Below are 22,087 nucleotides of genomic sequence, written 5' to 3'. Positions count from 1 at the left end.
CGCCATCGGCAGCGGCTAGGCTGACCGGGTGCGATGGTGGGTTGCGGTAGCGGTGGCGGTTGTCGGCTTGATCATCCTGGTCGCGGCGGTGATGCCGCTTCTGCCCCGCCTGGCGAGGTTACGCGCCGCCGTTCAGGGGCTCGCGGCGCGGCAGGAGCAGGCCGCGGCGATCCAGATGTCGGCCGAGCGCCTTGCCGTCCGACTCGCTGACGTCCAGCGTCATCCGGCCCTGGCGCGTCGACTGGACGGCGTCCCTTCGCCGGCCGATCAGCCGCCGGCCGGAGGGGTGCCTACCAGATGATCGGGAAGTACCATCGAGGGTGAACGCGCCCTCCCGTTCCTGAGCATCGGAGTTCACATGGGATCCCTTCGGCCCGCCCACATCATCGTTCTGGTGGTGGTTCTGGTGCTGCTGTTCGGCGCCAAGCGGCTGCCGGACGCCGCGCGCGCCCTCGGACGCTCGTTGCGAATCATCAAGGCTGAGACCAAGGGCCTGGTCGACGACAAGCCCAAGGACGACCTGGCTGAGAAGGCCGATGCCCAGGCCGCCCGTGAGCCGCTGACCCCTCAACCGCAGCCCTTCACCCAACCGCAGCCCCAGCCCGAGCCGCGTCCGACGTTCGTCGATCCGGTCGACCGCGTCCGCGACCGCCACTGACCAGCGCCGCCGCCCGCTATGCCGCTGCGACTGCGCCGGCGTAAGCCGGTCGGTTTCGCCCGCGCAGCCGACGGCTCGATGACGCTCATCGAGCACCTGCGCGAACTGCGAAACCGCCTCTTCAAATCGGCCGTGGCGATCGTCCTCGGCTTCTTCGTCGGCCTGTATCTCGCCGACCCGGTGCTCACCATCATCCGTCAGCCCTACTGCGACCTCCCGTCATCGATCATCGACGGGCAGTGCGCCATGGTCATGCTGGGCCCGGCCGACGTGCTGCTGCTCAAGCTCAAGCTGGCGCTCTGGTTGGGGTTGATCATCGCCGGACCGGTCTGGCTGTACCAGCTGTGGGCGTTCATAGCCCCGGGTCTGCACCGCCACGAGCGCCGTTACGCCTACGTCTTCTCGGGCATCGCCGCGCCGCTGTTCGCCGCGGGTTCGATCCTGGCCTACTTCGTGGTGGCGAAGGGCCTGGCGTTCCTGCTGGAATTCGCCGGCGACGACATCCGCACCACCCTGGAAATCACCAGGTACGTCGATTTCGTCATCAATCTCATCCTCATCTTCGGGGTGGCGTTCGAGTTCCCGCTGATGGCCTTCATGCTCAACGCCGTCGGTCTGGTCAGCGCCAAGAAGCTGATGTCGTGGTGGCGTGGGGTGGTGTTCGGTTTCTTCGCGTTCGCCGCCGTCGTGACGCCCACGCCTGACCCGTTCGGGATGACCGCGCTGGCCCTGTGCCTGTCGGCGCTGTACTTCATAGCCGTTGGCGCCGCGTTCCTCAATGACCGGCGGCGGGCCCGCCGCGCTGGCATGGCCGACGACGTCAGCGACGACGAGATCTCCCCGTTGGCCGAGGCGCCGGCGCCGGTCGAGCTGCCGACGCCGGTGGAACTTTCCCAGCCGGTCGGCGGTCCGCCGCCGTTGGAGCGGCCGAGCCCGATTCCGGCGCCCGCGCCGCTGGCCAGCCGGTACGACGAGACCACCTGATGCCGCCGGGCCAGCCCGACCGGCCGGTCCGGGTCGGTCAGCGGACCAGCGCGACGACCGCGTCGAGCCCGTTGGCGGCTCCGGGCTGACCGGCGGGCAGCAGCAGGCTCGTCAGGCCGGCGCTGGCCGCGCCGCCGTCGGTAGGCGTGTCGCCGACCATCAGCGCGCGTTCCGGATCGACCCGTAGTTGCCCGCAGGCGTGCAGGAAGCTCGCCGGGTCAGGCTTGAGCCGCCCGGTCTCGTACGACAACGACCATGCCTGGATGTGGTTGGCCAGACCCCACTGGTCCAGCAGCGGCCGGATGTCGAATCCGACATTGCTGACCACCGCCACCCCGATCCGGGCCGCCCGCAGAGCCGTCAATGTGGCAGAAGCGTCGGTGTACGGGGCCCAGCCGTCGGCGCGCAGGACCCGCTCGTACAACGCCTCAGGCAGGCCCTCGATGCCGCAGGCGACGCCGGAGCTGAGCCCGGTGTATGCGGCCCGGTGCGCCCGAGCGGACAAGTCCCGGTCGGCCCAGTCCATGGCCAGCGCCGGCGGCACCCGGTCCGGCGCTGGCCCGCCGGGGCGGCCGGCGGTGACGAGCCGGTCGGCCAGCACAGTGGCCTGACCCCGGTCGAGCGTCACCCCGCAGTCCCCGGCGGCGAGCTGGACCCAGCGGACCGGGTCCTCCACCTGGGCCAAAGTGCCGTGGAAGTCGAACAGGACCGCGTCGAAACGCCGGTCGGCCGGAGCGGGGAGGGCGCCAGCGGGAGCTTCGGGGTGATCCGACACGTACCGCACCCTACCGACTCCGGGCAGGAACCAAAACATGATCAATAGCCGGTAGGAACCGGGCGCGTCAACGCACTACGCTGGCCGGCATGGCCACCCCCGAGGATCCGCGCCCCACCGCGATCGACGAGCCTGGCCCCTCGGGCGACCCGCATCCGGACGAGCTGGTCGAGGCTTCGCCAGCGGAGCGTCACGCGGCGGCGCGTCGTCGGGCGGCCGAGGCCGCGCGGCTACCGGCGCTCGCCGACTTCGTGCCCCAGGTCGGATTCGACCTCGACGATTTCCAACGCGCGGCGTGCGAGGCGTTGGAGGGCGGCAGCGGTGTGCTCGTGTGCGCGCCCACCGGCGCCGGCAAGACCGTCGTCGGCGAGTTCGCGGTTCATCTGGCGCTGCGCCAGGGACGCAAATGCTTCTACACCACGCCGATCAAGGCCCTGTCGAACCAGAAGTACCACGACCTGGTCGCCAGGCACGGCGCTGACAAGGTCGGCCTGCTCACCGGCGACAACGCCATCAACGGCGACGCCCCGGTCGTGGTGATGACGACCGAGGTGCTGCGCAACATGCTCTACGCCGGCTCGTCGACGCTGACGGGTCTGTCGTACGTGGTCATGGACGAGGTGCACTACCTGGCGGACCGGCTGCGCGGCGCCGTCTGGGAAGAAGTGATCATCCACTTGCCGGAGTCGGTGACGCTGGTGTCGTTGTCGGCGACGGTCTCCAACGCCGAGGAGTTCGCCCAGTGGCTGGTCACGGTGCGCGGCGAGACCGAGGTCGTGGTCTCGGAGCACCGGCCGGTGCCGTTGTGGCAGCACATGCTTGTCGGGCGGCGGATGTTCGACCTGTTCCACGACTCGGACGCCGCCCGGAAACACGACGTGCACCCCGAGCTGCTGCGTCACACCCGGGAGATGCTGCGCCGGGTGGAGCTGACTCCGGCCCGCGGCCGTCCCGGGCGTCCGCGCCGCTGGCTCCCCCAGCCCAGACCCGACGTCATCGACCGGTTGGAACGCGAGGAGCTGCTGCCGGCGATCTTCTTCATCTTCAGCCGGGCCGGTTGCGACGCGGCCGTCCAACAGTGCCTCACCTCCGGGGTCCGACTCACCAGCCCCACCGAACGGGCCGAGGTGCGCCGGATCGTCGAGCGCGGCGCCGCGGCGATCCCGCACGAGGACCTGGCCGCGCTGGGCTACTGGGACTGGCTGGACGCCCTTGAGCGGGGTCTGGCCGCCCACCACGCGGGCATGCTCCCGGCCTTCAAGGAGATTGTCGAGGAGCTGTTCGTCAAGGGCCTGGTCAAGGCGGTCTTCGCCACCGAGACGCTGGCGCTGGGCATCAACATGCCAGCCCGTTGCGTGGTGTTGGAGCGGTTGGTCAAGTTCAACGGCGAGGCCCACGTCGAGCTGACCCCGGGGGAGTACACCCAGCTCACCGGACGCGCCGGCCGTCGCGGCATCGACATCGAGGGCCACGCCGTGGTGCTGTGGGGGCCGGAGGTCGACCCGCGGCACGTCGCCGGCCTCGCGTCCACCCGAACCTACCCGCTGCGCTCCAGTTTCCGACCGTCCTACAACATGGCGGTCAACCTCGTCGCCAGCGTCGGCGCCTTCCGCGCCCGTGAGCTGCTGGAGTCCTCGTTCGCCCAGTTCCAGGCCGACCGCTCGGTGGTGGGCATCGCCCGCCAGGTGCAGCGCAACACCGACACCATGGACGCCTACGAGTCGGAGCTGCGCTGCCACCACGGCGATTTCGCCGAGTACTTCGCTCTCCGGGTGGCGATCGCCGACCGGGAACGGGAGCTGGCGCGTGACTCGGCCCAACTGCGGCGCGTCGCGGCCGTCCAGTCGTTGACGAAACTACGTGCCGGCGACGTCATCCAGGTGCCGTCGGGGCGCCGCGCCGGTCTGGCGATCGTCCTGGACCCAGGCGCCGTCGCGTTCGGCGAGCCGCGCCCGCTGGTGCTCACCGAGGACCGGTGGGCGGGCCGGCTGTCGGTCGCCGACTTCCCCACGCCGGTGCAGGCCCTGGACCGGGTGCGCGTCCCCCGGCACTTCAATCACCGGGCCCCGGCCGCCCGCCGGGACCTGGCCGCGATGCTGCGCGCGGTCGACGCCCCCCGCCGCACCGGCCGCCGGGGCGGGCGCTCGCGTCCCACCGGCGAGGATGAGCAGATCCTGGCTCTACGGGCCCTCATGCGGGCCCACCCGTGCCACGCCTGCGCCGACCGGGAGGAGCACGCGCGGTGGGCCGAACGCCGGCACCGGCTGATGCGTGACACCGAGGCGCTCAGGTCGAAGGTCGCCACCCGCGCCAACTCGCTGGCCCGCACCTTCGACCAGGTCTGCGGCCTGCTGTCGGACCGCGGCTACCTGTCCGCCGACGGCGAGGTCACCGACGCCGGCCGGATGCTGTCGCGGATCTGGACCGAGGCCGACCTGCTGGCCGCCGAGTGCCTGCGGGCCGGCGTCTGGGACGGTCTGAGCCCGGCGGAGCTGGCCGCCGCCGTCTCAGTGCTCGTGTACGAGGCCCGCCGCGAGGGCGACGACCGGGTCTCGTTGCCGCGCGGCCCGGTCGCCGACGCCATCGACGAGACGCTGCGCCGGTGGGGCGGGCTGGAGTCCGCCGAGGCTGCCCGCGGCCTGGACCTGACCCGGGAGCCGGACCTGGGCTTCGTCTGGCCGATGTACCGGTGGGCGCGCGGCGAGGCGCTCGCGCCGGTCCTGGCCAGCCATGGGGACGGGGAGATGCCGGCCGGCGACTTCGTCCGCTGGGCCCGGCAGGTGATGGACCTGCTCGGACAGCTGGCCGAGGCCGCCGGGGCGTCGAGCGCGCTGCGCGCCACGGCCCGGGAGGCGATGACCGCGGTCAAGCGTGGCGTGCTCGCCTACACGTCGATGGCCTGACATCGGCCGGCGGTCAGCGGTCAGCGGTCGGTGGGCGGCGCGGCGTCGGCGAGCGCGTCGACGAGGCGTCGGCACGGGCCGGCCAGGTTCCAGCGTTCGGCCAGCGCCAGCAGACCCTGCTGGTCGACGGGCGCGGCGGGCAGCCGGGGCGCAAACGCCGGTAACGGCACGTCGCACGCCACCTGGGTGACCCGGGTGGCCACCGTGAGGTAGTCGCCGGCGGCCAGCAGCCTGGCGCGCAGGCCGGGGGCGAACGCCGACGCCGGGTCGGCCAGGGCGTCGATGATGCCGGCGACGCTGCCGTAGCGGTCGATGAGTCGGGCGGCGGTCTTCTCACCCACGCCGGCGACTCCGGGCAGCCCGTCGCTGGGGTCGCCGCGTAGCGCGGCGAAGTCGGCGTAGGCGCCCGCGGGCACCCCGTACCGGGCGTGGACGGCGGCCTCGTCGTACACCTCCAGCTTGGCCACGCCCCGGCCGCAGTAGAGCAGCCGCACCGGCCGGGCGTCGTCGACCAGTTGGAACAGGTCCCGGTCGCCGGAGACGACCTCCACCGGGCCGGGTTGCCCGGTGGCCAGTGTGCCCAGCACGTCGTCGGCTTCGAAACCGGCGACGCCGACGACCGGGACGCCGATCGCGGCCAGCGCCTGTTCGATGATCGGCACCTGTGGGCTGAGCGTGTCGGGGACCTGCTCAGCGTCGCCGTCGGCAACCCGGTGTGCCTTGTACGAGGGGATCAGGGCCACCCGGAACGCCGGCCGCCAGTCGGCGTCCATGGCGCAGACCAGCCGGTCGGGCCGTCTGGTCCGCACCAGGGTGGCGAGCATGTCGAGGAAGCCGCGCACGGCGTTGACCGGGGCGCCGTCGGGGGCCAGCGCGGCGGCTTCGGGGATGCCGAAGTAGGCCCGGAAGTACAGGCTCGGCGCGTCGACGGCCAGCAGCGCGGCGGTGGGTTCCACGACGGCGAGCCTAGCCGGGCCCAGGCATTTCCCTGATGCTGGCGGGGCGGTCGCCGGGTGAGTCTGTGCGGGCCGCCGCGGCGTTTCCTCGACGCCGTCGACCGGTCCCACCTATCGGACTCAACTGCCTGGAGGCTCCCGTGATGCTGCTTCGACCTGTACTGGCGGCGGCGTTGTCCGCTGCTGTCCTCTCCAGCCCGTCAGCCGCGAGCGGGTGCCTTAACACATGGTCCAGCAGCTCCAGCGAGCCCGCGTCAGCCCAGCGCACGTCGTCCAACACGACACGACAAGCAACCCTCCCTCGCTGGCGTCGGCCCGCGCCGCGAGCAGCGAGCGCACGGCCCGGCGCCAGCCGAACCGGTGCGTTTCGGGCGGCGGCGTCGTGGCGCGTGGCCCGCTCGTACTCCGACGCCGGTCCCGCGGCCACGGTGACTCCGCTGTCGGCCGCCTGCTCCGCTACGGCGTCGAGCACGTAGCTCGTGCCGATGCCGGGCTCGCCGTAGACGGCGGCGAACCACGTGTCGGCGCAGCCCGTGCCCGAGTTGGCACAACACCTCGGCCCGACCCACCGGCCGGGCCGCTCCCGGCGTGGCGCCGCTCATCGTCGACCGATTACCCGTCAGCGACCGCCTCAACGTGTCGGCGGGGCTGGAGCCAGGCGGGCCAGCTGCCGGTCGTGCCAGCGACTCAACAGCAACAGCGCGGCGATCGCCCCGACCAGGGCCAGCAACATGTCCCACTGCGCGTCCCAGATATCGCCCTGGCTACCGAGGAAGTCATCGGCCGCGGCGCCGCCGATGACAGCGCTCCACCACTCGATCATCTCGAAGAACGCCGAGAACGCCAGGCAGGCGCAGACGGTCAGCGGCGCCAGCCACCGGCTGCCGCGCAGTGGCGACGTCCGCGTCAGCAGCTCCCGGACCAGGATCGCCGGCACGAAGCCCTGGGCCAGGTGGCCGATCCGGTCATACGGGTTGCGCGACAACGCGAACGCGTCCCGGAGCCACTCGCCCACCGGCGTCCGGGCGTAGGTGTAGTGCCCGCCGACGATGAGAACGAGCGCGTGGACGGCCAGCAGCACGCACAGCAGAGTCGTCAGCGGGAACCGTTTCCAGGTCGTCAGCGCGAGCGCCAGCCCGACCATCACCCAGATGGTTTCCAGCAACCACGTGAGCCGGTCGTGCGGCGCGACTCCCGACACCAGCAGAGCCAGGGCGACGACGGCGGCGAGAACCGGGGGAGTGACACGACGGGGCATCCGGTCACCTTAGCGACGGCCGCCCTCCACCGTGGCGGTCGTCGCGGCGTGCCCGTTAGGGTGACCGGGTGATCGAACGCATCCTCCCCACCGACGACGCCCGTGACCTGCTTGATCTGGTCACCGAGCTGGCCGACAAGGAGCTGGCCCCCCGGGCGGCCGACTTCGAGGCCCGCGCCGAGTTCCCCCGCGCGGCGCTGCGCACTCTGGGCCGCGCCGGCCTGCTGGGCCTGCCGTACCCGGAGGAGGTCGGCGGCGCCGGGCAGCCGTACGAGGTCTACCTACAGGTGTTGGAGATCCTGGCGTCCCGGTGGCTGACGGTCGCCGAGGCGGTCAGCGTGCACACCCTGGCCTGCTACCCGGTCGCCGCCTACGGCGACGACGCGCTGCGTGAGCGGCTGCCCGAGATGCTCGGCGGCGAGCTGCTCGGCGCCTACTGCCTGTCCGAGCCGCAGGGCGGCTCCGACGCCGCCGCGCTCACCACCAAAGCCGTCCGCGACGGCGACGACTACCTGGTCTCCGGCGCCAAGGCGTGGATCACCCACGCCCATTCGGCGGACTTCTACAACATCTTCTGCCGCACCGGCGGCCCCGGCCCCGACGGCATCTCCTGCCTGCTGGCCGATGTCCCGGCCGCCGGCATCACCCCGCTCAAGCCTGAGCGGACCATGGGCCTCAACGCCTCCCCGGTCTCCCAGATCGTCTTCGACGGCGCCCGGGTGCCGGCCGGCCGGGTCGTCGGCGGCGAAGGCATCGGTTTCAAGATCGCGATGACGGCGTTGGACTCCGGCCGGCTCGGCATCGCGGCCTGCGCCGTCGGCCTGGCCCAGGCCGCCGTCGACTACGCCGTCGACTACGCCAAGGAACGCCAGCAGTTCGGCAAACCGATCGCCACCTTCCAGGGCCTGGGATTCATGCTCGCCGACATGGCCACCCAGGTCTCGGCCGCCCGCGCCCTCACCCTGGCCGCCGCCAGGCTCCGCGACGCCGGCCGCCCCTACTCGGCGGAGGCCGCCAAGGCCAAGCTGTTCGCCACCGACGCCGCCATGAAGGTCACCACCGACGCGGTACAGGTCCTCGGCGGGTACGGCTACGTCGCCGACCACCCGGTGGAGCGGTACCTGCGCGAGGCGAAGGTATTGCAGATCGTCGAGGGCACCAACCAGATCCAGCGCCTGGTCATCTCCCGCCACCTGACCCGCGCCTGACGCCGCAGCGAACGGCGGTCCGGCCGCCCGCGCCGCAAAGGTGTAGCTTCTCCTCCGTGGAGGAGACAGACCGGGCCATCGTCGCGGCGCTCGCCGGCGACGGGCGAATATCGTTCACCGACCTCGCCGAGAAGGTCGGTTTGTCGGTGTCCGCCGTCCACCAGCGGGTACGCCGGCTCGAACAGCGGGGCGTCATCAATGGCTACGCCGCCCGTGTCTCCTACGAAGCCGTCGGCCTGCCCCTGACGGCTTTCGTGGCGATCCGACCGTTCGACCCGTCGCAGACCGACGACGCCCCCGAACGCCTGGCGCACCTGCCTGAGATCGACTCGTGCTACTCGGTGGCCGGCGACGACTTCTATTTGCTGCTCGTGCGGGTGGCCAGCCCCACCGACCTGGAGCGCCTCCTCCAGGAGATCCGGACGGCCGCCAACGTCACCACCCGTACGACCGTCGTCCTGTCCACCCCGTATGAACGGCGCTCGCCCCGGATCGGTGAGCCGTCCGCAGGCGCCGGCGTCGTCCCGCCAGCGGGCGAGCGGCCCTGAGCCTAGCCCTGCGGCTGTCCGATGTTGACCATCCATGAGATGCCGAACTTGTCCTTACAGGCGCCGAATTCGTCGCCCCACATCTGCTTTTCCAGCGGCACTGACACGGCGCCGTCGGCGGAGAGCTTCTCCCAGTAGCCGCGAAGCTCGGCTCCGTCATCCCCACTGAGGCTCACCGCGATGTTGTCGCCGGGGTGGTACGGCATTCCCGGGGGGCTGTCGGCGCCCATCAGCGCGAAGCCGTTGGGCGTCTTCAACATTGCGTGCATCACCTTGTCCGCGAGGTCCCCTTCGCCGGTGCCGGACTCGCCGAAGGTGTTGATCCGCAGGTCCCCGCCGAAGATGCTCTGGTAGTGCTCCATCGCCTGGCGCGCGTCGCCGTCGAAGCTGATGTACGGGTTGAGAAGTGAGGGCACCGCTCGCTCCTTGCTGTGAGGTTTCGACGTGCCGTCGGTCACATCGGCGTCAGCCTAACGTGGTGGCCGCGGCTGGCCGGGGATTTGTCGCGAGGCGGGCCTCGTTCGGTGACCTGCCAGATGATCGGCCCGAGGTGGGATCACCTGGCATCGTTGAGCCAGTCCAGGCGCTGTCCATGCCCGCCGACCAGCGCCAACGGCGCTCCGTCCAGGGCCAGGAGCATCTGTCGCCAGAGCGGGTCATCGACGCCGGCCGCTGCGCTGACCTCGGGTAGCACGTTGGGCGCCTCCTGTGACAGCCAGTGCCCGGGAAGCGCCCGCACCGTGTCGACAAAGGCGGCCCGCTGGTCATCCGCCACGTACGACAGCACCGCGCTGTGGAACACCACGAGGGTGGCGTCAGCCGGCGCCAGATCCGCGAGGGCAGCGAGGTCCGTCAGAAGGTCGCCGCGGACGAGATGGGGCGGTTCGCGCCGGGCGATGGCCGCCGCGGCCCGCAGGCGTTCGCGTCGGTGTTCGTGTTCGGGCCAGATCAGCGCGTCGAGCCACCGCAGGTGGTCGTCGGAGGCGACATCGAGCGGGTTGAGGTCGAGGCCGGCCCGCCAGACGACTGTCGGCACGGTGGTTGGTGGCGGCGCGGCGCGATTGGTCGCGCACGCCAGCTCCACCGGGCTGTCGGCCGGGCCGACGACGTGGATGTCGTCATAGCGGTACCGGTACCGGTCGGGATACAGGCACAGGCCTGCGGACGCGCCGACCTCGATCAGCGCCAGCGGCTGGGGGAGCGAGGTCAGCACCGGCAGCAGCGTCGCACACCGGCCGGGCTCATTGGTCTGGGTGGCGCGTTCGGCCATCACGGCGCGCGCCGACGTCCAGCGCGCGGCGACCCATGCCAGGAACTGTGGACCGTCGTCCAGCGGCGCGCCGAGCAGCCGTGCGGCGCCGAACAGCAGGTTCGGTTGCCGACGCCGCGACGGCAACTCCAGGAGCCGGCCCAGCGTGGCGGGGTCGTCGGCGACGGAATGCGCCAGCCGGCTGTAGGTGGGCGAGCCGTCGGCCTGCGCCTCGACGGCGAACCTGAGGTACCACTGACGGGTCGACTTCATTCGCTCACGCTGCCCTGTGGGGCGCCGTCTGGCAATGGACCCCTGCTGTGATCCAATCTTCCTAGGACGATTAAGCATTTGTGTAATCCGTCACAGCATGTGACCTTGCGGAGTTCGGGACCGAACGCGCGAACGATGTTCACCAGCCTCTGACCCGACTCCGCACCGTCCCGGGCTTCGAGGGGGCCAGAGCTCGGGACGCTGCCCCTGTTCAGCGGGCGTGGTGGTACGGGTGAACCACGGCGTGGCCCTTACCGCGGGAGATCAGCCACCGGTTGATCGGGGTAGTCAGGACGAACGCGACCAGCAGGGCGAACGCCAATGACGCCCAGAACACCCAGCTACCCGTGCCGGCGTCCATCGCCCCCGGCACGGCGAGCATGACGGCGTTGTCCAGGATCTCCATCACGGCGATCGACACGGTGTCCGCGGCCAAAGCCACCTTCAACGCGGTGCGCATGTCGAGTCCGGCGCGCAGCACCCCGCGCATGGTCAGCGCGTAGCCGAACACGAACGCCAACACCACAGCCAGGGCGACGGTGGGCCACGCCGACCAGCCCAACGCGGTTCCGATGACCATGCCGAGCACCTCACCGATCGCGCAGCCGGTCAAGCAGTGCAGAGTCGCCTGCGCCGCCGTCGCCCATGAGGTGCGCCCGGCGCTCGCCGCCACGCCGTGCGAGGCGTGGCCGTGACGTCTGCCGGTGTGCTGGTGATCGATGGTGTGATCCATGACGAGGCCTCCTTAGGCAACATCAACTATACCCCCGAAGGGTATAGTTGATGAGAGGGTTCCGATGGTCGAGCCTCGGACTTCATCGGACACCTCCCGTCACCCCGCTTCGTGGCCAGGCGGATCCGATAACGCGGCGTCACCGGTGGCCCCGGGTTGCCCAGCTGGACCCTGATCTGATGCCCGGACGGTCACGGGCAATACGTTTTGGGCCCTGGGCGGGGGGTAGCCGTGCCGTCGAGAACTGCCACGGGGACGCCATGCACCGGGAAATGACCGCGCCGGGCATGAGAAAGCAGGTTCCTAAAAGCCAAGACGCAGAGGAGCAGCAATGTCTAACGACAAAACCGAGTCGACAGTCTGGGGCGTTCCACTAGGGGGTCGGCTGACCAATATTGCCATTGCGACGGTAGCTTTCGTTACAGGCGGGGTGCTCGTCGGCTTGTCCCCCGCTGCGGCGGCGAACCGGTCGACGTTGTCCACAGCGTCGACCGAGGCCCGGTACTGCCGAGAAGTGATTAGATCGTCGATTCCAGTCTACGCAAGCGCGACTGGCAGGGTCGTCCGTGGTCGGTTCTACCACGGCGACGTGTTCCAGCATTTCGGCCGCGTCCATGGCCGTTACCAGACGTGGCTGCCTCGCGGTGTGCCACGTCCCCATGGGTACACCGCCTACGCCGCGAGTTCCGGATCCAGGCCAGTACGGTGCCCGTGGTAATCCGGTGACCTGTGCATTGTAGAAGAGCCGGCGACCTTCACCGCGGCTACATCGAAGCCATGTAAACCAACTCGTCGTGGTAGGTCCGGCGCCGACGGAATTACCTTTAGGGCGCCATCTACCTGCTGACACCGAATCCGGCGCAGGTGCTGCTGCCGCAACCAAACTAACCAGGATCAATGATTGGTTTTGTGGATCAGCTACTCAGCGCCGGGCTCACAACACGACGGACCCCATGTACAAGGTTGGGGTTCCGTGTCATCACCATCACCATCACCATCGGTAATGGTGATGGGTGGCGCCGAACGCAGCGGCGATCTGAGCGACGACCGGAGCGCTGCTGGCTACCCATCGGGATAAAGATCGATCAACATCACCAGGACCGGGCATCAAAGGTGAGAACTGCCACCAGCGCGAATCAGCTGCGTCAACTCCGCGCCGCGCGAAGCGCCGGTCACCACCCCACACCTAGTGTCCTAGGACGCCTTAGGCGGGGTGCGCCAGCGCACCCCAAATCACTGAATGAAGCGCTTCGCGCCGACCCCTCAAAACAAGAACTTGGCCGGGCGGGCGGCGCAGACTGGACCCCGAAGGCCCGACCGGCCGACATGTCCTACGACAGGGAGGCAGCGATGGACAGCAATTACCGGATCGTCGTCGGAGTGGACGGCTCCGAGGGTGGACGTCGTGCTCTGGAATGGGCCGTACGGGAGGCCGCCGCACGGCAGGGCACGGTCCAGGCGGTCGCCACCTGGCGTTGGGACAATCTCGAAGGCGGCATGTTGCCCACCTCGGCGGAGCGAGACCTCGCCGAGCAGACCCTGGAACGGGAGGTCCAGAGCCTGTCAGGCCGCCTGCGCTCCACGGTCGCCATCGCCGCGGAGGTGGTCGAAGGCCGCGCCGCCGAGGCGCTGAGCGACGCTGCCCGCGACGCTGATCTGCTCGTTCTCGGCAGCCACGGTCATTCGCGGGTCTGGCACACGGTGTTGGGCTCGGTCAGTGAAGAGTGCATCCGGCGGGCCACCTGCCCGGTGGTGGTGGTCCCGACGCCGAAACCGGCGCCGGCCACGTCGTCGGAGCCGGTGCTGCACGGCTGAGCGTTTGCCGATCATCGGCTCGGGGCATGGTGACTTCGCACCGGAAACCACCTACACGGAGGTTCGATCATGGGCATCGCTGACCGGATCCAGGACAAGACGGACGAGCTCAAGGGCGCGACCAAAGAGAAGGTCGGGTCGGCCACCGATAACCGGGACCTGCAGGCCGAAGGCGCTGGCGAGAAGTTCAAAGGCAAGGCCGGGCAGACGATGGAAGACATCAAGGACGCCGCCCGGCGCGCCGCTGACCGCCACAGCTGACGAGGACTCGGCTTAACCGTACAGAACAATGGGACCGCGCCGGATTCCGGCGCGGTCCCATTGTCGGGCTGCGACCTCTGTGATGCGGCAACCGGGTGGCGCTCCAGGCCGATCAGGCCGCGGCGTCCGACTGCTTTGCCCACCACAGCTGCCCGGACTCCGGCAGGGTGTCGATCGGGTCGTAGTAGACATAGTGCTTGCTGGTCGCCTCGACATCCGCCGCCTCGATGGACGTCCGGTAGTTCTTCGTCCAGTACGACATGCCGTGCTCCCGGTCGTACTCGGTGACCATGTGTACCCACCGCTTGCCGACGAACGGAACGTCGCAGACGATTCGCGGGGTGGCGTACCCGGGCAGGTAGCCCATGATGTCGTGCTGGAGCTGCTGGGCGTGGCCCAGCGACACCCGCCAGTGCTCGGCGTTGGGGATCATGTCGCACATGTAGAAGTAGTACGGCAGGATTCCCGCCTCGCCCTGAAGCCCGAAACACAGGTCGAGCAGGTCGGCGCTGCTGTCGTTGATCCCGCGCATGAGCACGCCCTGGTTACGCACGTCGCGCACGCCTACCTCAAGGAGCATCCGGGTGGCCTTGGCGACCAGGGGCGTCAGCGAGTTCACATGGTTGACGTGGGTATGCACGGCCAGGTTGACGCCGCGCTCGCGGGCGGTGGCGGCGATGCGCCCCATGCCGTCGACGACGTCGTCCTGAAGCCAGTGCTGGGGCAGGCCCATGAGCGCCTTGGTGGCGAGCCTGATGTCCCGGATGGAGTCGATCGCCAGTAGGCGGGTGAGGTAGGACTCCAGGTTCTTCCACGGCACGTTGGCGACATCGCCGCCGGAGACCACGACGTCGCGCACGCCGGGGTTGGCGTTGAGGTACGCGATGTGGGCGTCGTACCGGTCGACGGGTTTGAGGGTCAGCTTGAGCTTGTCGACGGCGGGGGTGGAGTTGCCGACGAGGTCCATCCGGGTGCAGTGCCCGCAGTACTGCGGGCAGGTGGACAGCAGCTCGGCGAGCACCTTGGTCGGGTACCGGTGGGTGAGGCCCTCGGCCACCCACATGTCGTGCTCGTGGAGGGAGTCACGGGTGGCGTGCGGGTGCGACGGCCAGTCGGTGCGCCGGTCGGAGGCCACCGGGATCATGTACCGGCGCACCGGGTCGGCGTAGAACGCCTCGGTGGTCATCGGCGCGTCCGGGACCATGGTGTTGATCATTTGGGGCGGGACGAGCATCGACATGGTCGCGAGCGCCTGCTGGTCGGCTTCGAGGTCGGTGTAGAAGCGTTCGTCGAGGAGGTCGCCCATGATCTTGCGGAGCTGGGTGATGTTCTTGATGCAGTTGACGCGTTGCCACTGGGCGTTCTCCCACTGGGCGTGGGTGATGTCGGCCCAGCCGGGGAAGCGGGTCCAGTCGGGTTCGGCGAGCACGCGGCGGCGGTACTCGTAGGGCTGGCTGACGGTGTGGGGCGCGGGGGGTTCGCTCCACTGGTTGGGGGCGCACGTATTCATGGGCGCCAGCGTAATGGAATGTTCACCCTCCCCAGAGTACTGGAATATTTCTTGCTAACGAAATAGAGTGCCGGAAATTCTGTTGTTTCGAGAGGGTTGGACGATGACTTCGCCGGTTGGTTTGCATCGGGTGTCTGCTCCGTCGGGGGTTTTGCCCCAGGCGGCGGAGCGGTTGGACACCAGCGCGGCGGTTGGCGCGGACGAGATCCGGGTGCGGGTACGGCGGCTGAATCTGGACGCGGCGAGCTTCCGACAGCTGTGGACCAAGCACGGCGGCGATGGGGCGGCGGTGCGTGCCGAGGTGTTGGAGATCGTCGGACGTCGGGGCAAGATGCACAATCCGGTGACGGGTTCGGGCGGGATGCTGCTGGGCGTCGTCGAGGAGGTCGGGCCGCAGTCGCGGTTGGGCCTGGTGGCGGGGGACGAGGTGGCGACGTTGGTGTCGTTGACGTTGACCCCGTTGGTCATCGAGGACGCGCTGCGGGACTGGGACGGCTGTTCCGAGCAGGTCCCGTGTGATGGATACGCGATCCTGTTCGGTCGTTCCGTGGCCGCGAAGCTGCCGGGTGATCTGGCGCCGGAGTTGGCGTTGGCGGTGTTCGACGTGTGCGGGGCGCCGGCGTTGACGGCCCGGGTGGTGGCCGACTGTTTGGCGCGGCGCCCGGGGCGGGCGCCGTCGGTGGCGGTGGTCGGCGGGGCCGGCAAGAGCGGCGCGTTGTCGTTGGTGGCGGCGCGGGCAGCGGGCGCGGCCCGCACGGTGGGCGTGGTGCCGGTGGAGTCGGAGCGGACGTTGTTGGCCGAGGCGGGTCTGGCTGACGAGGTGGCGTTGGCTGACGCGCGTGATCCGGTGGCACTGGCCCGGGCGGTGACGGCGGCGCTGGGCGGCCCGGCGGACGTGACGGTCGTGTGTGTGGACGTTCCGGGCTGTGAGCACGGGGCGATCCTGGCTACCGCCGACGGCGGCACGGTGGTGTTCTTCTCGATGGCGACGAGTTTCGCGGCGGCGGCGTTGGGCGCCGAGGGTCTGGCGGCGGACGTGTCGATGCTCGTCGGCAATGGTTTCGTCCCGGGGCACGCGGAGCAGGCGTTGGGTCTGTTGCGTTCGGACAAGGGCGTGCGGTCTCTGTTCGAGGCGCGTCTGCGGGCAGACTGACGTCCATGACTTCCCCTGTGACGGTGTATCGCAATGGTCGGGTGTATTCGGCGGCTGCCCCTGGCGCGTCGGCGTTGGCGACGTGTGGCGGCGAGGTGACGTGGTTGGGCGCCGGGGAGGACGCCCCGCGTGCTGATGTGGTGGTGGATCTGGCCGGCGGCTGGGTGGGCCCGGCGTTCGTGGACGCGCACGTGCACGCCACGGCGACGGGTCTGGCGTTGACGGGTCTGGATCTGTCGTCGGTGGGTTCGCCGGCGCGGCTGTTGGCGCGGGTGGCGGCGTTCGCCGCCGGGCTGCCGGCGGACGCCACGGTGCTGGGCCACGGTTGGGACGAGTCCCGCTGGGTGGCCGGCGAGATGCCGCCGTCGGCCCGGGACCTTGCGGAGGCGACGGCCGGGCGGCGGGTGTATCTGTCGCAGGCGTCGGTGCATTCGGCGCTGGTGTCGCAGCCGTTGTTGGACGCGGTCCCGCAGGTGGCTTCGGCGGCCGGGTTCGACCGTTCGGGTTGGCTGCGCGGCGCGGCGCATCATGCGGTCCGGCAGGTGGCGTTGGGCAGTGTGTCGCCGCAGCAGCGGGCGGTGGCGCAGCGGGCGATGTTGGAGCGGGCGGCGTCGTTGGGGATCGGGGCGGCGCACGAGTGCGCCGGCCCGGTGATCTCCTCGGAGGCTGATCTGTCAGCGTTGCTGGGGTTGTCCGGCGACGGCCTGCCGGAGGTGTTCGGGTACTGGGGCGAGCTGGGCGGGGCGGCCAAGGCCAGGGAGCTGGGCGCGGTCGGCGCCGGCGGCGACCTGTTCGTCGACGGGGCGTTCGGGTCGCGGACGGCGTGGGTGTCGCGGGCGTACGACACGGGCGGCTGCGGCAACGCCTATCTGGACGCCGGCCAGATCGCCGAGCATGTGCTGGACTGCGCCGCGCACGGTATGCAGGCCGGCTTCCACGCGATCGGCGACGCGGCCCTGGCGGCGGTCGTGGACGGTCTGGCCGCCGCGGCGGCCAAGCTGGGCGTCGAGGCGGTGCGCGCGGCCCGGCACCGGGTGGAGCACGCCGAGCTGGTGGACCGGGCGCTCATCGCCGGGTTCGTGGAGTTCGGGGTGGTGGCCAGCGTGCAGCCGGCGTTCGACCGGCTGTGGGGCGGCGACGGACAGATGTACGCCCAGCGGTTGGGCGTGGAGCGGGCGCTCGCGTCGAACCCGTTGCAGCAGCTGCACACCACCGGGGTGACGTTGGCGTTCGGGTCGGACGCGCCGGTGACGCCGTTGGACCCGTGGGGCGCGGTGGCGGCGGCGGTGGCACACCACGTTCCCGGGCAGCGGATGTCGACACGGTCGGCGTTCGCCGCGCACACCCGCGGTGGTTGGCGGGCGTTGGGGCCGGTGGCCGACGGGGCGCTGCGGCAGGTCCGCGAGCGCGAGGGCGCGTTGGCGCCGGGGGCGCCGGCGACGTTCGCGGTGTGGTCGACCCCGGCTGGGACGTCGGAGGGCCTGCCGGTGTTGGTCGATGGGGCCGGGGCGTTGACGTCGGCGCCGGTGTGTGAGCGGACGGTTGTTCGCGGCAGGACGATTTTTCAGCGGGATGAGGGTTCTTGATGGCGTGTTCGCGCGGCAAGTTGGCGTTGGATCCGGGGGCGGTCCGCCGGGCGCGGGCGTTGGCCCGGCGGGCCGGGCGTCCGGTGGTGGATCTGGCGCGCAGCCACACGACGGTGTCGGTGGAGCGGGCGGTGTTGCGGCTGGCCGGGGTGGCCGGCGCGGACCCGGACGGGATTCCGTGGGTGAATCGGCTGGTCGACGCGGTGCGCGCTGATGTGGGTTTGGAGCACGGGGCGGCGTTGCCGGTGTTCGAGGCGATGGCCCGGGAGGGTCTGACCGAGGTGACGGCGTTGGCGCAGCGGGCGGCGGCCGGATCGGTGCGGTTCGTGTTGCCCCAGGGGAGGGCGTTGACGGCGGCGCGGCGTTCGTCGCGGCGGGCGGTCGGGGCGGGTATCAGACTCATCGACCGGCGGCGGGCGGACCGGGAACGGCTGGTGCGCCGGCACGGGGACCCGAAGCAGCGGCCGTGGGTGTATCTCATCGTCGCCACCGGCGACATCTACGAGGACATTCCGCAGGCGCAGGCGGCGGCCCGGGCGGGCGCGGACGTCATCGCGGTGATCCGGTCGACGGGCCAGTCGTTGCTCGACTACGTGCCTGAGGGCGCGACCCGGGAAGGTTTCGCCGGCACGTACGCCACGCAGGAGAACTTCCGGTTGATGCGGGCGGCGTTGGACGAGTCGTCGAGGGAGCTGGGCCGCTATGTGCGGTTGACCAACTACGCGTCGGGCCTGTGTATGCCGGAGATCGCTGCGTTGGCGGGGATGGAGCGTCTGGACATGATGCTCAACGACTCGATGTACGGGATCTTGTTCCGGGACATCAATCCGATCCGCACGTTCGTCGACCAGCGGTTCTCCCGGCAGGTGCACGCCCGGGCCGGGATCATCATCAACACCGGTGAGGACAACTACCTGACCACCGCCGACGCTGTTGAGGCCGCGCACACGGTGACGGTGTCGCAGCTGCTCAACGAGTACTTCGCCCACGAGGCGGGGTTGGCGGACTGGCAGTTGGGCCTGGGGCACGCTTTCGAGATCAACCCGGAGGCGCCGGAGTCGTTCCGGTTGGAGCTGGCGCATGCGTTGCTGGCCCGGGAGTTGTTCCCGCACGCCCCGTTGAAGTGGATGCCGCCGACCAAGCACATGACCGGGGACGTGTTCCGGGGGAACCTGCTCGACGGGTTCTTCAACCTGATCGGGGCGATGACCGGCCAGTCGATCCTGCTGGTGGGGATGATGACCGAGGCGGTGGTGACGCCGTGGCTGTCGGACCGGGACATCGCGTTGCAGAACGTGCGGTACGTGTTGGGCGCGGCCGGTGGGTTGCACGAGGATTTCGTGCCGGCGCCGGGGGGGTTCATCCAGCAGCGGGGGGCGCGGGTGTTGGGGGAGGCGGTGGAGTTGCTGGAGCGGATCGTCGACGACGGGTTGCTCAACGCCATCGGCGACGGCACGTTCGGGATCATGAAGCGGCCGGCGGACCGTGGCAAGGGCCTGGACGGTGTGGCCAAGCAGGCTGACGGTTACTGGAACCCGGCCACCCACATCCTGGAGGAGCAGCCGTGAGCGGCCCCATCGTGCGCCCGTACGGCGACACCACCGGCGACGGCATGGTGCAGGTGTCGTTCACGTTGCCGGTGCCGTCCGACAAGCGGGCCGAAGGCGCGGCGTTGCAGCTGGCGAACAAGATGGGCCTGGACCCGGCGATGGTGGTGCACGCCAAACCCGTCGGCGACTTCACGTTCTTCGTGGTGTACGGGTCGGCGTCGCATCTGGTGGACCTGTCGCAGGTGCAGGTTGCCGAGCGGGACTTCCCGCTGCTGTCGGCCAAGGAAGTCAACGCGTTGGTGCGGTCGCGGCTGCGTCGCAAGCTGTCCGTGGTGGGGGCGTGCATCGGCACGGACGCCCACACCGTCGGCATCGACGCGATCCTCAACGTCAAGGGCATCGCCGGCGAGAAGGGCCTGGAGTACTACCGGGAGTTGAAGGTGGCGAACCTGGGCGCGCAGGTGACGGTGCCGGAGCTGGTGGAGGCGGCGATCGCCGAGAAGGCCGACGCGGTGCTGGTGTCACAGGTAGTCACCCAACGCGACGCGCACCTGCACAACACCCGGGAGATGTCCGCGGCGTTCCGGGAGGCGATGCCGGCGGCCCGCCGTCCGCTGCTGGTCGTCGGCGGCCCCCGCTTCGACGAGCTGGCCACCGCCGACCTGGGCGTGGACCGGATCTTCGGCCGGGGCACCACCCCCCGCGAGGTGGCCTCGTACCTGGTTGACGCGTTGATCGTCCGTAGGCAGCAGTCGAAGAAGGAGAAGGCCGCGTGAGCGACCCCCGGCAAGGTCTGACCGTCGTCCACCGCCGCTACGTGCCGTACTCGCACGCCCACTACGCCGGGAACCTGGTGGACGGGGCGTACGCGCTGGCCCTGTTCGGCGACGTCGCGACCGAGGTGTGCATCCGGACCGACGGCGACGAGGGCCTGTTCGCCTCGTACTCCGACGTGCAGTTCCGGGCCCCGATGAAAGCCGGGGACGTGCTCGAGGTGACCGCCACGGTCGTCCGGGTCGGGACCCGGTCCCGGACCATCGACTTCCAGGCGGCGGTGGTGTGCCGGGGCACCCCGCAGGCGTCCGAGTCCGCCGCGCAGGTCCTGGACCCGCCGATCGTGGCGGTCACCGCCACCGGCACGGTCGTTGTGCCGCCACGGCCGTGACCGACCGGTTCGCGATCTGCGCGGACGTCGGATCCACGTTCACCAAGGCAGCTGTGGTCGACCTGGACGCTGGGGCGTTGGTCGGGTCGGCGACCCGGCCCACCACCTCCGGCACGGACGTCCTGCACGGCCTGGACGCGGCGGTGGCCGCCGCGAGCGCCGGCCTGCGCGCCACCGGCGCTAAATGGTTGGTGTGTTCGTCCGCTGGCGGTGGTCTGCGTCTGGGGGTGGTGGGTTACGAGCCTCAGGTCAGCGCGCAGGCGGGGCGTCGGGTGGGGTTGTCGGCGGGGGCGCAGGTGGCGCATGTGGCCGCCGGGCGGTTGACGACGGCCTCGGTGGCGCGTTTGCGGGCGGCCCGTCCGGATGTGTTGCTGCTGGTCGGCGGCACCGATGGCGGCGACGGCGACGTGTTGTCGCACAACGCGGCCCGGTTGGCGGCGGCCCGGGTGCGGGTTCCGGTGGTGGTGGCCGGCAACGTCGAGGTGCGGGCGGACGCGGCGGCGGTGTTGGCAGCCCGGGGCGTGCCGGTGGTGACCGCCGACAACGTGCTGCCCCGGCTGGGGGTGTTGGCGCCGGCGTCGGCGCGGGCGGCGATCCGGGAGATCTTCCTGCGCCATGTCATCGGCGGGAAGGGGCTGTCGCGGGGGCGCCGGTTCGCGTCGTTGGTGCGGGCGGCCACCCCGGACGCGGTGCTCGCGGCGGTGGAGTTGGCGGCGGATTCCGGGCTCGGGGACCTGCTGGTGGTCGACATCGGCGGGGCGACCACCGATGTGTATTCGGCGTTGACGCCGGACGCCGAGGCGTTGGCGGGGGTGCGTCGGCAGGTGGCGGGGGTGTTGTGGCGCTCGCGGACCGTCGAGGGTGATCTGGGGATGCGGTGGTCGGCGCCGTCGGTGGTGGCCGCGGCGGCGGTCGAACGGCTGCCGGTGGACGAGGTTCTGGCCGCGCAGGCCCGGTTGCGGGCCGGTGACCCGGGCATGTTGCCGGTGGACGCGGCGGGCCGGGCGGTGGACCGCCGGTTGGCGACGGTGGCGGCGACGGTGGCGGTGCGTCGGCATGCCCGCGTCGACGGCGAGGACGGTCGGGATCTGCGCCGGGTGCGGTTGGTGGTCGGCTCCGGTGGGGTGTTGCGGCACTGCCCGCCCGGTGACGCCCATGAGGTGCTGTCGGCGGTGGTGGCCGACCATGGCGGCGGTTGGGCGTTGCCCAGGGCCGCCCGGACGGTCGTTGACGTCGACTATGTGCTGGCGGCGGCGGGTCTGTTGGCGTCCGAGCACCCGCATGCGGCGGCGGGGCTGCTGCGCCGCCACCTTGCCGTCGGGTGAGCCCGCAAAATGAAACGGCGTGGTGACGCTCAGGTGGCCGGGACGCGCCGACCCGGGCGGGTGACGGCCGCGTGTCCCGGTTGACGGCCCGCTGTCCACATCGCGTACCGTCTGCTAGTCCTACAACGGGAAGCGGCTGTTGTTCGCTTCGTCCCTTCGTCGGCTGGCCGTGTGACG

General features: G+C 70.6%; 21 protein-coding genes. 14 read left to right on the top strand and 7 right to left on the bottom strand.

Going from position 1 to position 22,087, the window contains the following annotated elements:
* The first annotated feature begins 28 nt into the window (after positions 1-28).
* From ABD287_RS12690 to tatC, 3 genes are read left to right on the top strand one after another with little or no spacing between them, the layout of a single operon-like run.
* Positions 29-301 (top strand): hypothetical protein, encoded by a 273-nt coding sequence (locus ABD287_RS12690; protein WP_344172556.1) that lies wholly within the window; start codon positions 29-31, stop codon positions 299-301.
* A 57-nt stretch (positions 302-358) separates the two neighbouring features.
* A complete protein-coding gene (tatA, locus tag ABD287_RS12685; RefSeq protein WP_344172554.1) occupies positions 359-658 on the top strand; it encodes a Sec-independent protein translocase subunit TatA in 300 nt (99 codons plus the stop codon).
* A gap of 18 nt (positions 659-676) precedes the next feature.
* Entirely contained in the window at positions 677-1,642 is a 966-nt protein-coding gene (gene tatC, locus ABD287_RS12680; RefSeq protein WP_344172552.1) for a twin-arginine translocase subunit TatC, read from the top strand.
* Between the two features lie 37 nt (positions 1,643-1,679).
* Here the strand turns inward: tatC and ABD287_RS12675 are convergent, their stop codons facing one another.
* Positions 1,680-2,417, bottom strand: coding sequence for an HAD family hydrolase (locus ABD287_RS12675; protein WP_425565611.1), 738 nt, complete (start codon positions 2,415-2,417; stop codon positions 1,680-1,682).
* Between the two features lie 89 nt (positions 2,418-2,506).
* Here ABD287_RS12675 and ABD287_RS12670 point away from each other — a divergent pair, with 89 nt between their 5' ends.
* Entirely contained in the window at positions 2,507-5,320 is a 2,814-nt protein-coding gene (locus ABD287_RS12670) for a DEAD/DEAH box helicase (protein ID WP_344172548.1), read from the top strand.
* Between the two features lie 20 nt (positions 5,321-5,340).
* Here the strand turns inward: ABD287_RS12670 and ABD287_RS12665 are convergent, their stop codons facing one another.
* Together ABD287_RS12665 and ABD287_RS12660 are read right to left on the bottom strand one after the other, a co-directional pair.
* Positions 5,341-6,276, bottom strand: a complete 936-nt coding sequence (locus tag ABD287_RS12665) for a 5'-3' exonuclease (RefSeq protein WP_344172546.1) — start codon at positions 6,274-6,276, stop codon at positions 5,341-5,343.
* 631 nt (positions 6,277-6,907) lie between these two features.
* On the bottom strand, positions 6,908-7,534 hold the full coding sequence (locus tag ABD287_RS12660) for a DUF2238 domain-containing protein (RefSeq protein ID WP_344172544.1): 627 nt from the start codon (positions 7,532-7,534) through the stop codon (positions 6,908-6,910).
* A gap of 71 nt (positions 7,535-7,605) precedes the next feature.
* On the opposite strand from ABD287_RS12660, the gene ABD287_RS12655 reads away from it, so the two are divergent.
* On the top strand, positions 7,606-8,742 hold the full coding sequence (locus tag ABD287_RS12655) for an acyl-CoA dehydrogenase family protein (protein WP_344172712.1): 1,137 nt from the start codon (positions 7,606-7,608) through the stop codon (positions 8,740-8,742).
* 56 nt (positions 8,743-8,798) lie between these two features.
* Positions 8,799-9,290, top strand: coding sequence for an Lrp/AsnC family transcriptional regulator (locus ABD287_RS12650; protein WP_344172542.1), 492 nt, complete (start codon positions 8,799-8,801; stop codon positions 9,288-9,290).
* 2 nt (positions 9,291-9,292) lie between these two features.
* Here the strand turns inward: ABD287_RS12650 and ABD287_RS12645 are convergent, their stop codons facing one another.
* The 3 genes from ABD287_RS12645 to ABD287_RS12635 all read right to left on the bottom strand — a co-directional run bounded on the left by ABD287_RS12645 (position 9,293) and on the right by ABD287_RS12635 (position 11,545).
* On the bottom strand, positions 9,293-9,706 hold the full coding sequence (locus ABD287_RS12645; RefSeq protein WP_344172540.1) for a VOC family protein: 414 nt from the start codon (positions 9,704-9,706) through the stop codon (positions 9,293-9,295).
* Positions 9,707-9,846: 140 nt separating this feature from the next.
* Positions 9,847-10,812 carry a DUF2332 family protein gene (locus tag ABD287_RS12640; RefSeq protein ID WP_344172538.1) on the bottom strand — a complete coding sequence of 322 codons (966 nt, stop codon included), beginning with the start codon at positions 10,810-10,812 and terminating at the stop codon, positions 9,847-9,849.
* 211 nt (positions 10,813-11,023) lie between these two features.
* On the bottom strand, positions 11,024-11,545 hold the full coding sequence (locus ABD287_RS12635) for a DUF4396 domain-containing protein (protein WP_344172536.1): 522 nt from the start codon (positions 11,543-11,545) through the stop codon (positions 11,024-11,026).
* Between the two features lie 1,350 nt (positions 11,546-12,895).
* Here ABD287_RS12635 and ABD287_RS12630 point away from each other — a divergent pair.
* Both ABD287_RS12630 and ABD287_RS12625 read left to right on the top strand, forming a co-directional pair.
* Entirely contained in the window at positions 12,896-13,360 is a 465-nt protein-coding gene (locus ABD287_RS12630; protein WP_344172534.1) for a universal stress protein, read from the top strand.
* A gap of 69 nt (positions 13,361-13,429) precedes the next feature.
* The gene (locus ABD287_RS12625; protein ID WP_344172532.1) at positions 13,430-13,621 is read left to right on the top strand and encodes a CsbD family protein; all 192 of its coding nucleotides are present in this window, start codon (positions 13,430-13,432) and stop codon (positions 13,619-13,621) included.
* Between the two features lie 112 nt (positions 13,622-13,733).
* On the opposite strand, the gene ABD287_RS12620 is transcribed toward ABD287_RS12625, so the two are convergent.
* Entirely contained in the window at positions 13,734-15,131 is a 1,398-nt protein-coding gene (locus ABD287_RS12620; protein WP_344172530.1) for a KamA family radical SAM protein, read from the bottom strand.
* A gap of 103 nt (positions 15,132-15,234) precedes the next feature.
* On the opposite strand from ABD287_RS12620, the gene kdd reads away from it, so the two are divergent.
* The 6 genes from kdd to ABD287_RS12590 are packed head-to-tail and all read left to right on the top strand — an operon-like array spanning position 15,235 to position 21,910.
* Positions 15,235-16,284: an L-erythro-3,5-diaminohexanoate dehydrogenase gene (gene kdd, locus ABD287_RS12615; RefSeq protein ID WP_344172528.1), complete on the top strand. Its 1,050-nt coding sequence runs from the start codon at positions 15,235-15,237 to the stop codon at positions 16,282-16,284.
* Between the two features lie 5 nt (positions 16,285-16,289).
* Positions 16,290-17,870: an amidohydrolase gene (locus ABD287_RS12610; RefSeq protein WP_344172526.1), complete on the top strand. Its 1,581-nt coding sequence runs from the start codon at positions 16,290-16,292 to the stop codon at positions 17,868-17,870.
* A complete protein-coding gene (gene kamD, locus ABD287_RS12605; protein ID WP_344172524.1) occupies positions 17,870-19,438 on the top strand; it encodes a lysine 5,6-aminomutase subunit alpha in 1,569 nt (522 codons plus the stop codon). Before ABD287_RS12610 ends, kamD begins: the two co-directional genes overlap by 1 nt.
* Positions 19,435-20,196: a lysine 5,6-aminomutase subunit beta gene (gene kamE, locus ABD287_RS12600; RefSeq protein WP_344172522.1), complete on the top strand. Its 762-nt coding sequence runs from the start codon at positions 19,435-19,437 to the stop codon at positions 20,194-20,196. The genes kamD and kamE overlap by 4 nt, the downstream gene beginning before the upstream one ends.
* The gene (gene kal / locus ABD287_RS12595; protein ID WP_344172520.1) at positions 20,193-20,585 is read left to right on the top strand and encodes a 3-aminobutyryl-CoA ammonia lyase; all 393 of its coding nucleotides are present in this window, start codon (positions 20,193-20,195) and stop codon (positions 20,583-20,585) included. The genes kamE and kal overlap by 4 nt, the downstream gene beginning before the upstream one ends.
* Positions 20,582-21,910 (top strand): glutamate mutase L, encoded by a 1,329-nt coding sequence (locus ABD287_RS12590; RefSeq protein WP_344172518.1) that lies wholly within the window; start codon positions 20,582-20,584, stop codon positions 21,908-21,910. The genes kal and ABD287_RS12590 overlap by 4 nt, the downstream gene beginning before the upstream one ends.
* The last annotated feature ends 177 nt before the right edge of the window (positions 21,911-22,087 follow it).

This window comes from Pilimelia columellifera subsp. columellifera, from assembly GCF_039532605.1.
Classification (GTDB): Bacteria; Actinomycetota; Actinomycetes; order Mycobacteriales; family Micromonosporaceae; genus Pilimelia; species Pilimelia columellifera.
Note: the sequence above shows the minus strand (reverse complement) of the source record. Positions and strands in the feature narration are given on the sequence as shown.

Bases quoted from the DNA above. Each gene is read 5' to 3' on its own strand.
- tatA (WP_344172554.1), top strand. From the start codon at position 359: ATGGGATCCCTTCGGCCCGCCCACATCATCGTTCTGGTGGTGGTTCTG.
- tatC (WP_344172552.1), top strand. From the start codon at position 677: ATGCCGCTGCGACTGCGCCGGCGTAAGCCGGTCGGTTTCGCCCGCGCA.
- ABD287_RS12670 (WP_344172548.1), top strand. From the start codon at position 2,507: ATGGCCACCCCCGAGGATCCGCGCCCCACCGCGATCGACGAGCCTGGC.
- ABD287_RS12660 (WP_344172544.1), bottom strand. From the start codon at position 7,534: ATGCCCCGTCGTGTCACTCCCCCGGTTCTCGCCGCCGTCGTCGCCCTG.
- ABD287_RS12640 (WP_344172538.1), bottom strand. From the start codon at position 10,812: ATGAAGTCGACCCGTCAGTGGTACCTCAGGTTCGCCGTCGAGGCGCAG.
- ABD287_RS12635 (WP_344172536.1), bottom strand. From the start codon at position 11,545: ATGGATCACACCATCGATCACCAGCACACCGGCAGACGTCACGGCCAC.
- ABD287_RS12630 (WP_344172534.1), top strand. From the start codon at position 12,896: ATGGACAGCAATTACCGGATCGTCGTCGGAGTGGACGGCTCCGAGGGT.
- ABD287_RS12625 (WP_344172532.1), top strand. From the start codon at position 13,430: ATGGGCATCGCTGACCGGATCCAGGACAAGACGGACGAGCTCAAGGGC.
- ABD287_RS12620 (WP_344172530.1), bottom strand. From the start codon at position 15,131: ATGAATACGTGCGCCCCCAACCAGTGGAGCGAACCCCCCGCGCCCCAC.
- kdd (WP_344172528.1), top strand. From the start codon at position 15,235: ATGACTTCGCCGGTTGGTTTGCATCGGGTGTCTGCTCCGTCGGGGGTT.
- ABD287_RS12610 (WP_344172526.1), top strand. From the start codon at position 16,290: ATGACTTCCCCTGTGACGGTGTATCGCAATGGTCGGGTGTATTCGGCG.
- kamD (WP_344172524.1), top strand. From the start codon at position 17,870: ATGGCGTGTTCGCGCGGCAAGTTGGCGTTGGATCCGGGGGCGGTCCGC.